The sequence below is a fragment of the Mycobacterium shottsii genome, from assembly GCF_010728525.1.
In the GTDB taxonomy this organism is placed as follows: domain Bacteria; phylum Actinomycetota; class Actinomycetes; order Mycobacteriales; family Mycobacteriaceae; genus Mycobacterium; species Mycobacterium marinum.
In genome coordinates this window covers 2,534,960-2,549,653 of the sequence record NZ_AP022572.1, presented here as the reverse complement: position 1 = coordinate 2,549,653, position 14,694 = coordinate 2,534,960, and the positions used below count along the sequence as shown (strand labels likewise).

Genomic DNA, 14,694 nt, shown 5'->3' with positions numbered 1-14,694 from the left:
TCAAGCCGCACCGGCTACCGCGGCGCTCAGCCCCTGGTGCCGGCAAAGAATTTCAGCGCGGCCGTGTTGACGGCTTCGGGGCGTTCGAAGAACCCGAGATGCCCGGCGTCGGGTATCTGCAGATAGCGACCGTTCGGCAGGCTGTCGGCGACCTCGCGCCCCAGGTACGGCGGGGTGACGATGTCGTCGGAAAAGCCGATTACCAGCACCGGCGCGGCGATGTTGCGGTAGGCGGGCAACCGGTTGGTCAGCGGCGCGGCGTCGAGTTGACAGCGCAGGCCCGGGGTCTGCTTGATCGGCCACATGGAGAACATCGCGAGCCAGTCGCCAACGGCCGCATCGTCATTGAGCGTCTTGCGGGAAAAGTTCTCCAGCAGGCGATCTTTCACATCGTAGGTCGACGGCATCCTGGCACCGGAGTCGTACAACTCCGCCTCGGCGTCGTGGAAGAACTTGCGGGCACGGTCCAGGCGGCCGCGGGTGGCCATCAATACGGCGGAGTTGACCAGCTCGGGACGCAGCACCATCAGCTCCTGGGCGATGAATGAGCCCATCGACACCGCGACGATGCGCACCGGGCCGATGCCCAGGGATTCGATCAACGCTGCGGTGTCGTTGACCATCGTCTGCGTGGTAAAGCCCTCGGCGTTCTCGGTAGCACCGATGCCACGGTTGTCGAAGGTGATGCATCGGTATCCCGCCGCCAGGAACGCCGGAACTTGGTGGGGCTGCCAGGTGCGTCCGGCACCGCCGCGACCGGCGATAAAAAGGACCGGCTCACCGGTCCCTTTGTCGTCGTAAGCGAGGTTAATCACCCGATCGACGGTACAGCAGCGGGTAGCAGGCCTTGATCCGGTCGATCCACCACTGCCGCCGATCCGGCCCGGCGCCCAACGCCCGCAGCCGGGCCGGGTCCGGCGCCACCCGCTGCGGGGCCAGTGTGCCGTCGACCGGGATGGCGGGCTCGGCCACGTCCTCGACGAAAAGCCCGCCCGTGCCCAATCCGCAGGCGTGCTGCAGTTGCGGTAGGGCCGCGGCGGCGCTCAACCCGGCGGCTATTCCGACGGCCGAGTCCAGCGCGCTGGAGATCACCACCGGGATGTCGATTTGCGCCGCGATGTCCAGCAGCGCCCAGGCCCCGCCCAGTGGGGCAACCTTGAGCACCGCGACATCAGCAGCCCCCGCGCGCACCACCGCCAGCGGGTCCTCGGCCTTGCGGATGGCCTCATCGGCGGCGATGGGCACTTCGATGCGCCGGCGCAGCTCGGCGAGTTCACCGACGGTGGCGCAGGGTTGTTCGAGGTACTCGAGCGGGCCGTCGGCCGTCAGGGCAACGGCGGCCTGCACCGCTTGGTCGACGCTCCAGCCACCGTTGGCGTCCACCCGAACGGTCGGGACCAGAGCGCGCACGGCATTGACCCGCTCGACATCGCTGGCGAGCGTCTGTCCGGGCTCGGCGACCTTCACCTTGGCGGTGCGGGCGCCGGGGAACCGGGCCAAAAGCTCGGGGACTTGGGCGGGGGCCACCGCCGGCACCGTCGCGTTGATGGGGATGCGCCCGCGTCGCACCGGTGGCGGCTGGCCGTAGGCGGCGTCGATGGCCGATGCCAGCCACGCGGCCGCTTCCGGGGGCCGATATTCGAGGAACGCCCCGAATTCACCCCACCCCGAGGGCCCCTCGATCAATGCCACTTCCCGGGTGGTGATGCCGCGAAAACGAACCCGCATCGGTAGTGCCACGACGTGCAGTCGGTCCAGTAGATCCGGCAGGGTGGCCAGCCCGGGTATCACTTCCGATAGACCTGGCGGCCCGCCAGGAAGGTGGCCCGCACCTCCAAGTCGGCGATCTCCTCCGGCGGCACCGTCCGCGGATCCGCCGAGAGCATCACCATGTCCGCGTACTTGCCGACTTCCAGCGAGCCGATGATGTCGTCGGCGAACATCTGCCAGGCGGCATCGATGGTCTGCGCCCGGATCGCCTGCTCCACCGTCAAACGCTCCTCGGGAGCCAGCACCCTGCCGCTGGGTGCGACCCGGGTGGCGGCCACGCTGATGTTGCGCAGCGGCTCCTCGGGTGTCACCGGCGGGTCGTTGTGCAAGGAGATGCGCATGCCGGTGGCCACCGCGGAACCCGCGGGCATCCACCGCGACCCCCGTTCGGGGCCGAACAGCCCATCGACGATGACGTCACCCCAGTAGTGGATCTGGTCGACGAAAATGCTGCAGGTGACACCGAGGTCGGCGGCCCGGCGAAGTTGTTCGGGCCGGATGGCACCGACATGCTCTAGCCGCAATCGGTGGTCCGGACGCGGGTTGCTCCGCAGCGCCTCTTCTTCATAGACATCCAGAATGGTGTCGACCCCGGCGTCGCCCTCCACGTGGCAGGCGATCGGCCAACCGAGGGGAAAGTAGGCACCCACGATTTCGGCCAGCTGTTCGCGGGTGTAGTTGGCGCATCCGCAGGAACCAGGTGCCACACCGATGGTGCGGGTGGCGGCGGTGTCCAGGTAGGGAAAGCTCAGATCGATGTTGCCGATCCAGGGCGAGCCATCCACCCAGATCTTGATACCCACTTGCCGGAGCATGTCGTCGCCGTCTCCCGGCGAGGCCTCGGTGGACAGCTGCGCGTTGGAAATCTCGTAAGTGCGCAGCCGGACCGTCAACTCATCGCGGAGCTGCTCGACCAGCGGCCGAAACCCCGGATCGAACGCCATCTCCGAAAACGTGGTCAGCCCGGCCAGGTTGAGCCGGGCGCACTCGGCGCGCAGCATCGCCGGATAGTTGCTGGGATCGGTCACACCGGCCAGCAGCGGCAGCACCGCACCGGTTTCCTCGGCGGTGCCGTCGAGTTCGCCGTTGGCGTCGCGGCCGTATTTCGCTCCCTTGGCATCGGGGGTGTCGCGAGTCAGGCCGTTGAGCCAGGCGGCGTGCGTATTGAAGTAGGCCTTGTGAGCCGGGTTGTGGATGATCACCAGCGGCCCGTTCGGCGCGATGTCGTCGAGCCAGGCCAGCGTCGGTTCCGGCAGCCCCGGCTGCAGCAACGGATCCCAGCCGATCAGGTAGGCACCAGCCGACCCGCGCTCGCCGGCTTCGCGGCAGATCTCGGCCACCACGCGTTCGGAGTCGCGGACGGTGACCGGCCGGATATCGACGATCCGGCCCGAGAGCACAATCGCTTCCATCAGCGGATGGCCGTGTGCCTCGACAAACCCCGGCATGAGACAACCCGAACCCAAGTCGATGGTGCGGGTGCCCTCCCCGATCAGGCCCGCGACCTCGGATCGGTCCCCGACGGCGACGATCCTGCCGTCGGTGACGGCGATCGCCTCGGCGGTGGGCCTGGTGTCGTCGACGGTGAGCACGGTTCCGGTAATGACGACATCTGCATCGGCCATGAACAGCGATCCTAGTGATTCGGGCCCGGAAAAGGTCAGGCCCGAGGGCGCAGCTGAGCAGAATTGCAACACGTTCTAGTCTGGCCATATGAGTGACGATCTGTTGCGCAATCCAACTCACAACGGCCACCTGCTGGTGGGCGCGCTCAAGCGGCACAAGAACCGGCCGGTGCTGTTCCTGGGCGACACCACGCTCACCGGTGGCCAGCTGGCCGAGCGGATCAGCCAGTACATCCAGGCGTTCGAGGCACTGGGCGCCGGCACCGGGGTCACCGTCGGCCTGTTGTCACTCAACCGCCCCGAGGTGCTGATGATCCTCGGCGCCAGCCAGGCTCGCGGCTATCGCCGTACCGCGCTGCATCCGCTGGGTTCGCTCGACGATCACGCCTACGTGCTCTCCGACGCGGGGGCCACCGCGCTGATCATCGACCCCAACCCGATGTTCGTCGAGCGGGCGCTGGGACTGCTGGAAAAGGTGGACTCGCTCAAGCAGGTCCTGCCCATCGGACCGGTACCCGAAGCCCTCGAGGACCGAGCGGTCGACCTGTCCGCGGAAGCGGCCAAATACCAGCCGAAGCCGCTGGTCGTCGCCGACCTGCCGCCGAACCACATCGGCGGCCTGACCTACACCGGCGGCACCACCGGCAAGCCCAAGGGAGTGATTGGCACTGCCGGCAACATCACCGCCATGACCTCGATCCAGCTCGCCGAATGGGAATGGCCCGAGCACCCGCGGTTCCTGATGTGCACACCGCTGTCGCATGCCGGGGCCGCTTTTTTCACCCCCACCCTGGTCAAGGGCGGCGAGATGATCGTGCTCGCCATGTTCGACCCGGGTGAAGTGTTGAGGGTCATCGAAGAACAGCGCATCACCGCAACCATGCTGGTGCCGTCGATGCTGTACGCGTTGATGTACCACCCGGATTCACACACCCGCGATCTGTCCTCGCTGGAGACCGTCTACTACGGCGCTTCTGCCATCAACCCGGTGCGGCTGGCCGAGGCGATCGACCGGTTCGGCCCCATCTTTGCACAGTACTACGGGCAATCCGAGGCGCCAATGGTGATCACCTACCTGCCCAAGGCCGATCACGACGAGAAGCGGCTGACCTCCTGTGGACGCCCGACGCTGTTCGCCCGGGTGGCATTGCTGGGTGAGGACGGCCAGCCGGTACCGCAGGGTGAGCCGGGTGAGATCTGTGTCAGCGGGCCGCTACTGGCCGGCGGTTACTGGAACAAACCGGACGACACCGCGCAGACTTTCCGAGACGGCTGGCTGCACACCGGCGACATGGCCCGCGAAGACGAGGACGGCTTCTATTTCATCGTCGACCGGGTCAAGGACATGATCGTCACCGGCGGCTTCAATGTGTTTCCCCGTGAGGTCGAAGACGTGGTGGCCGAGCACTCGGCGGTCGCGCAGGTGTGCGTGGTCGGGGCACCGGATGAGAAGTGGGGCGAGGCCGTCACCGCGGTGGTGGTGTTGCGTGCCGACGCGGCCCGCGATGACGCCGCGATCGAGACCATGACCGCCGAGATCCAGGCCGCGGTCAAGCAGCGCAAGGGCTCGGTGCAATCGCCCAAGCAGGTGGTGGTCGTCGACTCGTTGCCATTGACCGGGCTGGGCAAGCCGGACAAGAAGGCCGTCCGGGCACGGTTCTGGGAGGGCGCCGGCCGCGCTGTGGGCTGAATGGCCGGTTCGGGCCGATTCGGGTCTGGCTACTGTGGCTTGCATGAGCGAGCGAATCAAGCCGCCGTGGTGGTCGACGCCGTGGCACTGACGGTGCCGGTGTAGGCCGATGGGTCGCGCGTTACTGCTGGCGGCGATGCTGCTGGCGGCCAGCCCGATCGGGTTGTCCGCACCGCGGGCGGTGGCCGCACCGGGATGCCCGCCGGGCGGCACCCCCGCCCCGGCCGACGTGAACGAACGGCGGGTCGGTGACCTGGACGGCGACGGTCGGCCGGATACGTTGTGGGTCGGGGATTTTCAAAGCGGAACCGGAGACACCATCCGAATCGTTGGCATCACCACCGCCGGCGGCGCCAGCACCGATGTCCACATCGCCTCGGCCAGCCCGATCCCCCTGCGCGCGTTAGCCATCGATGCGCAGGAAAACGGCAGTCACCAGGTGATCGTCAGCGACGGCCGGGCCGCGCACCTGTATGTGTACGCCGCCTGCCGGCTACAAGCCGCCGTCGACAGCCGGGGCCACCCCTTCCTTTTCGATCTGCAGAATCTGCGCGGCCACGGCACCGGTGTCGGCTGCAGCAACATGGGCGACGGTCGCCGGCTGGTCGGACTGCAGGCACTGCCGGACCCGGACAACACCGGGCGATGGACGGTGCGGCGCACCGAGGTCGATCTGGACGGGACGCTGGCCACCATCGGGCCCTCGGACACGCTGACGGCCGACTCCGCTAGAGACTCAATAGTCACGTCGGCACAGACGATCAGCTGCGGCAACCTCACGATCGACCAGGATGGAGTGCAAGAGCCTTGAGCGACAACCCCTTTGATACTGGCGTGTGGAGACTCGTCGACGGTTTCGACGAGCTGACCGACATCACCTATCACCGCCACGTCCAAGACGCCACCGTCCGGGTGGCGTTCAATCGTCCCGAAGTGCGCAACGCGTTCCGGCCGCACACCGTCGACGAGCTATATCGCGTGCTGGACCACGCGCGAATGTCTCCCGACGTCGGCGTGGTGCTGTTGACCGGCAACGGGCCGTCCCCCAAGGACGGTGGCTGGGCCTTCTGCTCCGGTGGGGACCAACGCATCCGGGGACGCAGTGGCTATCAGTACGCAAGCGGAGACACCGCAGACACCGTTGACATCGCGCGGGCGGGCCGGCTGCACATCCTCGAGGTGCAACGGCTGATCAGGTTCATGCCCAAGGTCGTTATCTGTCTGGTCAACGGCTGGGCGGCCGGCGGCGGGCACAGCCTGCACGTGGTCTGCGACCTAACCCTGGCCAGCCGCCAGCATGCCCGTTTCAAGCAGACCGACGCCGACGTGGGCAGCTTCGACGGCGGCTACGGCAGCGCGTATCTGGCCCGCCAGGTCGGCCAGAAATTCGCCCGGGAGATCTTCTTTCTGGGCCGGCCGTACACGGCGGAGCAGATGCATCACATGGGCGCGGTGAACGAGGTCGTCGACCATGCCGAGCTGGAGCGGGTGGGGGTGCAATGGGCGGCGGACATCAACGCGAAGTCGCCGCAGGCGCAACGAATGCTCAAGTACGCGTTCAACCTGCTCGATGATGGGCTGGTGGGTCAGCAGCTGTTCGCCGGGGAGGCCACCCGGCTGGCCTACATGACCGACGAGGCCGTGGAGGGCCGCGACGCCTTCCTGGAAAAGCGCGCACCGGATTGGAGCGGCTTTCCGCGGTACTTCTAGTGCCCGCCGCGGCGCATAGGTCTTCGTCCTAGACTCCCCACCCGTGAGCAAGAGCCCGTTGCGCCGGTTGACCGAGCAGATCACGCTGGCCGGCATGCGGCCGCCGATCGCACCACAACTGCTGGTCAACCGGCCACCGATCAAACCGGTTGCCCTCGACGGCAAGCGCGTCATGATCACCGGCGCCTCCTCGGGTATCGGCGAAGCCGCCGCCGAGCAGTTCGCCCGCCAGGGCGCCACCGTGATCGCCGTCGCCCGCCGCAAGGACTTGCTGGACGCGGTGGCCGACCGCATCACCGCCTCGGGTGGGGTGGCCAGGTCGGCGCCCTGCGACATCTCCGACCTCGACGCCGTCGACGCATTGGTCGCCGACATCGACAACCGTCTTGGCGGGGTCGACATCCTGATCAACAACGCCGGCCGCTCCATCCGCCGGCCGCTGGCCGAATCGCTGCAGCGCTGGCACGACGTGGAGCGGACCATGGTGCTCAACTATTACGGCCCGCTGCGGCTGATCCGCGGGCTGGCACCGGGGATGCTCGAACGCGGCGACGGGCACATCATCAACGTCACGACCTGGGGCGTGCTGTCGGAGGCCTCGCCACTGTTCTCGGTATACAACGCATCCAAGGCCGCACTGTCGGCGGTCAGCCGGACGATCGAAACGGAGTGGGGCCGCGGCGGCGTCCATTCCACCACGCTCTACTACCCGCTGGTGGCCACACCGATGATCGCGCCGACCAAGGCCTACTCCGGGATGCCCGCACTGACCCCACAGGAGGCCGCGGAGTGGATGATCACCGCCGCGCGCACCCGTCCGGTGCGGATCGCGCCCAGGATCGCCCTGATGGCCAAGGCGCTGAACACCCTGGGTCCCCGGTGGGTCAATACACTTATGCAACAGCGTGACGACCAGCTCAACGATCGCTGACTGAACCGGGAGTTCGCCATGGCTGACATCTGGACCACGATCGCGGCCGAGCGCGGCGCACTCGCCGACGACCTGGCCACACTGCCGGCAGATCGATGGGAAACCCCGTCGCTGTGCGCCGGGTGGAGGGTGCGCGACGTGGTGGCGCACCTATGCGCGACCGCATCGCTGAATCCGGCCCGGTTCTTTCTCGGGATGGCGGCCGCCGGGTTCAGCTTCGACAGGTTCACCAACGGGCAACTGGCCAAGCACCTAGGCCCCGATCCGGCCGCCACCCTCGACGAATTCCGCGGCCTGCAGCACGCGACGTCGGCGCCACCGGGCCCCAAGGTGTCGTGGCTGGGCGAGATCGTGTTGCATGGCGCCGACATCCGGCAGCCGCTGGGCATCCCGCATACGTACTCGCCGGGGGCGCTTCGCCAGACCATCGACTTCTATCGGGGCTCCAACCTGCTCAGCGGCGCCAAGAAGCGAATTTCAGGACTCCAGCTATGCGCCACCGATGACGATTGGCGACACGGCCAGGGCGAGCGCGTCGAGGGACCACTGTTGTCGCTGCTGCTCGCCATGACCGGGCGGGCCGCGGGCTGCGTCGATCTCACCGGCCCGGGAGCCCAACTCCTGCGCAGCAGGTGCTCCGGAACGTGATAGACACGACAGCATGGAGATTCTGGCCAGCCGGATACTGCTCCGGCCGGTCGATTATCAGGCCTCACTAACCTTCTACCGCGATCAGATCGGTCTGGCGATCGCACGCGAATACCCCTCCGGAACAGTCTTTTTCGCCGGGCAGTCGCTGCTCGAGCTGGCCGGGTACGGCGAGCCGGAGCACGGTCTGGGACCATTTCCCGGTGCGTTGTGGCTGCAGGTGCGTGACATCGCGGCAACCCAGGCCGAGTTGGAGAGCCGCCAGGTGCCGATCGCCCGTGAGGCGCGTCGCGAACCCTGGGGTCTGCATGAGATGCACGTCACAGATCCGGATGGAATCACGCTGATTTTTCTGGAGGTGCCCGGCAACCACCCGTTGCGCAGGGACACCCGAAGTGAACGACAACGAACGCAAGGTTAACTGCTAGGTAACATCTGGCGACGAGTCGCAGCCCACCTGGGTTTCACACATTTCCCCGTTCGACAATGGATTACCCCGACCCGCAGAATCAGGCACTGTGAACATCGATTTGTTCCTCTTGATCATCGTCGTTATCACGGCTTTGGCATTCGACTTCACCAACGGCTTTCACGACACCGGCAACGCCATGGCGACCTCCATCGCCAGCGGCGCCCTGGCGCCCAGAACAGCCGTCATACTTTCGGCCGCGTTGAACCTGCTAGGCGCCTTTTTGTCCACCGCTGTCGCGGCGACCATCGCCAAAGGTCTGATCGATGCAAACCTGGTGACCTTGGAGTTGGTATTCGCCGGACTGGTCGGTGGCATCGTGTGGAACCTGCTGACCTGGCTGCTGGGCATCCCCTCGAGCTCGTCGCACGCGTTGATCGGGGGCATCGTCGGAGCGACGATCGCCGCCGTCGGCGGCCGCGGCGTCATCTGGAGCGGGGTGGTGTCCAAGGTCATCGTGCCCGCGGTGGTGGCCGCGCTGCTGGCCACCCTGGTCGGGGCGATCGGCACCTGGCTGGTTTACCGGATCACCGCGGCCGTCTCGGAGAAGGACACCGAGCGCGGGTTCCGTCGCGGTCAGATCGGCTCCGCGTCGCTGGTCTCCCTGGCGCACGGCACCAACGACGCACAGAAGACGATGGGCGTGATTTTCCTGGCCCTGATGTCCTACGGCGCGGTCAGCACCTCTGCCACCATGCCTCCGTTGTGGGTGATTGTGTCCTGCGCCTTGGCGATGGCCGGCGGCACTTACCTCGGTGGCTGGCGCATCATCCGGACGCTGGGCAAGGGTCTGGTCGAAATCAAGCCGCCCCAGGGCATGGCCGCCGAGGCATCATCGGCCGCGGTCATCCTGTTGTCGGCGCACTTCGGCTACGCACTGTCGACCACCCAGGTCGCCACCGGCTCGGTGCTGGGCAGTGGCGTCGGCAAGCCCGGCGCCGAGGTCCGCTGGGGCGTGGCCACCCGGATGGTGGCAGCGTGGGTGATCACACTTCCGCTGGCCGGCCTGGTCGGAGCGATCACCTACTGGCTGGTCCACATGATCGGCGGGTACCCCGGCGCCATCATCGGTTTCGCCCTGCTGTGTCTGGTCGCCGCCACCATCTGGCTCCGCTCGCGCAAGGCGCGGGTCGACCACACCAACGTGAACGCGGAGTGGGAAGGCAGCCTCACTGCCGGGCTGGACGGGGCACCGGGACCGACCGCGCCATCGCCGCCGGATCGAAAGCGACCGCCGCCACCACCACCGCCGAGTCCCCACTCCAACGGTCACACGCCGAAGTACGGCACTGACGACGCGCTCACGGCTGGTAACCCCTCATGAATCACTGGTTCAACTACGAGGCCACCAGCAAGATCCTGATTTTCAGCGTGCTGGCCGGGGCCGGGCTGCCCGCACTGTTTGCCGTCGGGGTACGGCTGCAGGCCGACAGCGGCCAGATCACCGGCACACATACCCCGCTGCGGCGCACCGTGTTGACCGCTCTCGGTTGGGTGATCTTTGCGATCATCCTGGCGGTGGTGGTCATCGGTGTGCTCTACATCGCCCGCGACTTCATCGTACATCACATCGGTTGGCACATCCTGGGGGCGAAAACCAAGTAACGTCAAGGGGGGGCCTTGACACAGTGTTTGTCCACTGACTCAACGGGAAAGTTATGGAGGCGTGAATCGATTTCTTACCTCGATCGTGTCGTGGCTGAGTGCGGGCTATCCCGACGGAGTTCCACCGACCGACTCCTTTGCGTTACTTGCACTGCTTTGCCGGCGGCTGTCCAACGAGGACGTCACAACCGTCGCCACCGAACTGATGCGACGCGGTGAGTTCGACCAGATCGACATCGGGGTGGCCATCACCCAGATCACCGACGATTTGCCATCTCCGGAGGACATCGAGCGAGTCCGGGCCCGGCTGGCCGCCACGGGCTGGCCATTGGACGACGCCCGCGAGGACCGCGCATAACCATCCTGCGGGCGCTGACCGTCCTCGACGGCAGCGCGGTCCCGGTGCTGTTGCCCGCCCTGGAGCGGATTCTTGCCGGCCGGGCTCCGGCAACGGTCGCGGTGGGGGCAAGACCTGACCCCGCGGTGGTGAGCGCGTTGCGGGTCGGCGACCAGATCGATGACGATGTGGCGCTGGTCGTCACGACGTCGGGAACCACCGGGGCGCCCAAGGGGGCGCTGCTGAACGCGGCCGCGTTGATCGCCAGCGCGTCGGCGACCCATCACCGCCTGGGCGGAGCCGGCAACTGGCTACTGGCCGTGCCCGCGATTCACATCGCCGGCCTGCAGGTCCTGGTGCGCAGCGCGCTCACCGGTACCGTCCCGGTCGAACTCGATGTGTCCGCCGGGTTCGACATCACCGAACTCCCTCGTGCTGTCGACAAGTTGGGTTCCGGCCGGCGATACACCTCGCTGGTCGCCGCTCAGCTGGCCAAGGTGCTGGGCGACCCCGCCGCCACCGCCGCCCTGGCCGAACTGGACGCGGTGCTGATCGGGGGTGGACCGGCTCCGCGTCCGGTGCTCGACGCCGCTGCCGCCGCCGGCATCCGGATCGTTCGCACCTACGGGATGAGCGAAACCTGCGGAGGCTGCGTGTACGACGGTGTTGCCCTCGACGGCGTGCAACTGCGCGTGGCCGCGGACGGCCGCATCATGATCGGCGGCGCAACGCTGGCCAAGGGGTACCGCAACCCGGTACAACCCGACCCGTTCGCCGAGCCCGGCTGGTTTCGTACCGACGACCTCGGGGCGCTCGATGATTCGGGCGTGCTCAGCGTGCTGGGCCGCGCCGACGACGCGATCAGCACGGGCGGGCTCACCGTGCTGCCGCAGCTGGTGGAATCCGCGCTGGCCACCCACGCCGCGGTGAGCGACTGCGCGGTGTTCGGACTCGACGATGACCGGCTGGGTCAGCGGGTCGCCGCGGCGATCGTGGTCCGCGCCCACTGCCCCACCCCGACGCTGGATCAACTTCGGGCACACGTCGCCGGCACGCTGGCCATCACCGCCGCACCCCGAGAACTGCACGTCGTCGACGAGCTGCCGCGGCGCGGCATCGGCAAGATCGATCGACGGGCGTTGGTGCGTCGATTCGCCGCCGCAACCGACCAATAGGCTGAGCGATCGTGAGGATCGCCCGCAGGGAAACAGCAGCCGTCACCGTGGGTGTCGTCCTGGTTGCCGCCGCGTTCGTGCTGCCGCGGTTGGACTTGGGCGTCAAACCACGCCGTGACATCGGCCTGGAGCGCTTCGCGTCGCGAGCCGGCGCGGCACCGATCTTCGGTTACTGGGACATCCACGCCAGTTGGGGCACCATTGCCGCGATCCTGCTAGCGCTGGCCGTCCTGGTTTGGGGTCCGCGGGTGGCACGAAAGCTCTCCTGGCGGGTGCTACCGCTGGCCACCTGGGCGACCGCGTGCGGATGGGCTTTTTCGCTGGCCATGATCGACGGGTTTGAGCGCGGTTTCGCCGGCCGGCTGACCACCAAGGACGAGTACCTCTCGGAGGTCGGCGGCGTCACCGACATCCCCGTCATGCTGCGCACGTTCGCCAGCCGGATTGTTGACTACCAGCCGAACTCCTGGACCATCCATGTTTCCGGACATCCGCCGGGCGCACTATTGACGTTCGTCTGGCTGGATCGGATCGGTCTGGGCGGCGGCGCCTGGGCCGGATTTCTGTGCCTGCTGGTCGGCTCCAGCGCGGCGGCGGCGATGGTGATCGCCGTGGGCGCATTGGCCGGCGCGCACGTCGCGCGCCGGGCCGCACCGTTTGTGGCGATCGCGCCGACGGCGATCTGGATCGCGGTCTCGGCCGACGGATACTTCGCCGGGGTCACGGCCTGGGGTATCACGCTGCTGGCCATTGCGGTGCACGGCGGATCCCGGTTCAGGGCGCTGTGGGCCGCCGGAGCGGGTCTGGTGCTGGGCTGGGCCATCTTCCTCAGCTATGGCCTGGCGCTGATGGGACTGCCCGCCTTGGCGGTGCTGGCGTCCGCGAACCACTGGCGCACCGCCCTGAAGGCGTTGTGGCCGGCCGTGTTGGCGGCGTTGGGGGTGGTGCTGGCCTTCGCCGTCGCGGGGTTCTGGTGGTTCGACGGGTACACGCTGGTGCAGCAGCGCTACTGGCAGGGCATCGCCCACGACCGACCGTTTCAGTATTGGTCCTGGGCCAATCTCGCGTGCGTGGTCTGCGCGATCGGATTGGGCAGCGTCGCCGGGATCAGCCGGGTGGTCGATGCCGCCGCGATCCGCCGCCGCTCCGGTTTGCACCTGCTGCTGCTGGGCATGGTGGCCGCCATCCTCGTTGCCGATTTGAGCATGCTCAGCAAGGCCGAGACCGAGCGAATCTGGCTGCCGTTCACCGTTTGGCTGACCACCGCCCCGGCGTTGCTCAGGCCCCGGTCGGATCGGCTGTGGCTGGCGGTCAACGCGGCCGGGGCGTTGGCGGTAAACAGCATCATCTTCACCAACTGGTAGGGATCGCTCGCCGATCGATTCGTGGGCGAGCTCAGATTCCGGCCAGGCGGGTGACGCGTGCGAAACGACTGTCCGGACCGCAGGCGCCGCGCACCACCGCGACGTCGGCAACTACGTCGACGTCAGCCAGTGGCTGCACGGTAGCCACGTCAATGCCGCCCTCACGCAGGGCCTTCAGCGTGAGCTCACCGGTGTTGGGCTGGGACATGGGCACACCGCGCAAGCATTCGGCCGCGGCCGGAGTGTGCACCCCCAGCACCCACCAGCCACCGTCGACGGCAAACCCGAGTACCGCTGAAGTCTCGAGCAACCGGCGGGCGCACTCGGCGAGCAGGGCGGCGCTGATCTGCGGGGTGTCCATGCCCACCTGCAGCACCGGGTATCCGTCGGCCGCATCGGCGTGCGCGTTGGCGAGGCGGTCGGCGAAGTCGTCACCGCGCTGACCGATCACGGTGAACGATTCGAGCCGTTGGCGAATCTCGGTGCCGCGGGCCGCGTTCGCCAAATCGCCGGTCAGCGCCACCACGCGGCTGGCCGCTGGCGTCGCGGCCACCGCATCCAGCGTGTCCAGCAGCGCCGCCGCGGCGATGTCGGCGGCGATCTGATCACCGACCGTCGCGGCGAGGCGGGTCTTTGCGAGGCCGGGCTCCGGAGCCTTGGCGACCACCAGCAGAGTCACCGGTGCGTGGCTCACGAGATGACCTTCCAGAAGTCCAGGATCGCGATCATGCTGCCCCGCAACGAACCGCTGACCTTGGACTTCCCGCCGGTCCGGGGACCGTAGGAGACGTCGAACTCCACCACGCGCCAGCCCGCCGCGGCGGCGCGCACCAGCAGCTCCAACGGATAGCCCGACCGCCGGTCGACCACCCCCAGGGCGAGCAAGGCATCCCGGCGCGCCACCCGCATGGGCGCGATGTCATGCACCGGCAGACCGTGGCGGGTACGCAGCCGCCAGCTCATCACCACCGTGCCGATGCGGGCGACCCACGGCCAGTGCAGGCCGGGTACCGGACGCCGGCGACCGGTCACCAGGTCCGCGCCCCGGTCGAGTTCGGCGACCAACCGGGGAAGGTCGGCGGGATCCATCGAGCCGTCCGCGTCGATCACCGCCACAATCGGGGTCTTCGCCGCCACCACACCCGCGTGCACGGCCGCGCCGTAGCCGGGCTGCGACTCGGCAACCACCTCCGCGCCATGCCGGGCAGCCACCGCCGCGGTGTCGTCGGTGCTGTTGTTGTCGACCACCAGCGCCCGGTAGGAAGCCGGAATGGCGGCCAGCACCCCGGGTAGCGACTCTGCCTCGTTGAGACAGGGCAAGACCACTGTCACCGTTTCGCCTGGCATGCACCGACCTTAGGGGTTGATCA

Annotated in this window: 16 protein-coding genes; 11 read left to right on the top strand and 5 right to left on the bottom strand. The window is 67.7% G+C overall.

Annotated features, from left to right (window positions below):
• Positions 1-26: 26 nt before the first annotated feature.
• The 3 genes from G6N41_RS11955 to G6N41_RS11945 are packed head-to-tail and all read right to left on the bottom strand — an operon-like array spanning position 27 to position 3,395.
• On the bottom strand, positions 27-815 hold the full coding sequence (locus G6N41_RS11955; protein ID WP_020731830.1) for an alpha/beta fold hydrolase: 789 nt from the start codon (positions 813-815) through the stop codon (positions 27-29).
• Positions 808-1,791 (bottom strand): o-succinylbenzoate synthase, encoded by a 984-nt coding sequence (locus G6N41_RS11950; RefSeq protein WP_020731829.1) that lies wholly within the window; start codon positions 1,789-1,791, stop codon positions 808-810. The genes G6N41_RS11955 and G6N41_RS11950 overlap by 8 nt, the downstream gene beginning before the upstream one ends.
• The gene (locus tag G6N41_RS11945; RefSeq protein WP_198967460.1) at positions 1,788-3,395 is read right to left on the bottom strand and encodes an amidohydrolase; all 1,608 of its coding nucleotides are present in this window, start codon (positions 3,393-3,395) and stop codon (positions 1,788-1,790) included. The genes G6N41_RS11950 and G6N41_RS11945 overlap by 4 nt, the downstream gene beginning before the upstream one ends.
• 88 nt (positions 3,396-3,483) lie before the next feature.
• On the opposite strand from G6N41_RS11945, the gene fadD8 reads away from it, so the two are divergent.
• From fadD8 to G6N41_RS11890, 11 genes are all read left to right on the top strand, one after another.
• Entirely contained in the window at positions 3,484-5,085 is a 1,602-nt protein-coding gene (fadD8, locus tag G6N41_RS11940) for a fatty-acid--CoA ligase FadD8 (RefSeq protein ID WP_198967459.1), read from the top strand.
• Between the two features lie 109 nt (positions 5,086-5,194).
• Positions 5,195-5,896, top strand: coding sequence for a hypothetical protein (locus G6N41_RS11935; RefSeq protein WP_012392820.1), 702 nt, complete (start codon positions 5,195-5,197; stop codon positions 5,894-5,896).
• Entirely contained in the window at positions 5,893-6,795 is a 903-nt protein-coding gene (locus G6N41_RS11930) for a 1,4-dihydroxy-2-naphthoyl-CoA synthase (protein ID WP_036457260.1), read from the top strand. Before G6N41_RS11935 ends, G6N41_RS11930 begins: the two co-directional genes overlap by 4 nt.
• Before the next feature lie 43 nt (positions 6,796-6,838).
• Positions 6,839-7,726 (top strand): SDR family oxidoreductase, encoded by an 888-nt coding sequence (locus tag G6N41_RS11925; RefSeq protein ID WP_020731825.1) that lies wholly within the window; start codon positions 6,839-6,841, stop codon positions 7,724-7,726.
• An 18-nt stretch (positions 7,727-7,744) separates the two neighbouring features.
• Positions 7,745-8,374 carry a maleylpyruvate isomerase family mycothiol-dependent enzyme gene (locus tag G6N41_RS11920; RefSeq protein WP_020731824.1) on the top strand — a complete coding sequence of 210 codons (630 nt, stop codon included), beginning with the start codon at positions 7,745-7,747 and terminating at the stop codon, positions 8,372-8,374.
• A 13-nt stretch (positions 8,375-8,387) separates the two neighbouring features.
• Positions 8,388-8,795, top strand: coding sequence for a VOC family protein (locus G6N41_RS11915; protein WP_198967458.1), 408 nt, complete (start codon positions 8,388-8,390; stop codon positions 8,793-8,795).
• A 97-nt stretch (positions 8,796-8,892) separates the two neighbouring features.
• The gene (locus tag G6N41_RS11910) at positions 8,893-10,167 is read left to right on the top strand and encodes an inorganic phosphate transporter (RefSeq protein ID WP_020731822.1); all 1,275 of its coding nucleotides are present in this window, start codon (positions 8,893-8,895) and stop codon (positions 10,165-10,167) included.
• Positions 10,164-10,448, top strand: coding sequence for a hypothetical protein (locus G6N41_RS11905; protein ID WP_198967457.1), 285 nt, complete (start codon positions 10,164-10,166; stop codon positions 10,446-10,448). Before G6N41_RS11910 ends, G6N41_RS11905 begins: the two co-directional genes overlap by 4 nt.
• 61 nt (positions 10,449-10,509) lie before the next feature.
• Positions 10,510-10,806 (top strand): DUF3349 domain-containing protein, encoded by a 297-nt coding sequence (locus G6N41_RS11900; protein WP_198967456.1) that lies wholly within the window; start codon positions 10,510-10,512, stop codon positions 10,804-10,806.
• A 68-nt stretch (positions 10,807-10,874) separates the two neighbouring features.
• Entirely contained in the window at positions 10,875-11,960 is a 1,086-nt protein-coding gene (gene menE, locus G6N41_RS11895) for an o-succinylbenzoate--CoA ligase (protein ID WP_231609003.1), read from the top strand.
• Positions 11,961-11,971: 11 nt separating this feature from the next.
• Positions 11,972-13,324 (top strand): hypothetical protein, encoded by a 1,353-nt coding sequence (locus G6N41_RS11890; protein WP_198967455.1) that lies wholly within the window; start codon positions 11,972-11,974, stop codon positions 13,322-13,324.
• A gap of 31 nt (positions 13,325-13,355) precedes the next feature.
• Here G6N41_RS11890 and G6N41_RS11885 read toward each other — a convergent pair whose 3' ends face one another.
• The gene (locus G6N41_RS11885) at positions 13,356-14,018 is read right to left on the bottom strand and encodes a TIGR04282 family arsenosugar biosynthesis glycosyltransferase (RefSeq protein ID WP_198967454.1); all 663 of its coding nucleotides are present in this window, start codon (positions 14,016-14,018) and stop codon (positions 13,356-13,358) included.
• The gene (locus tag G6N41_RS11880; protein WP_036457257.1) at positions 14,015-14,671 is read right to left on the bottom strand and encodes a glycosyltransferase family 2 protein; all 657 of its coding nucleotides are present in this window, start codon (positions 14,669-14,671) and stop codon (positions 14,015-14,017) included. The genes G6N41_RS11885 and G6N41_RS11880 overlap by 4 nt, the downstream gene beginning before the upstream one ends.
• Positions 14,672-14,694 lie beyond the last annotated feature (23 nt).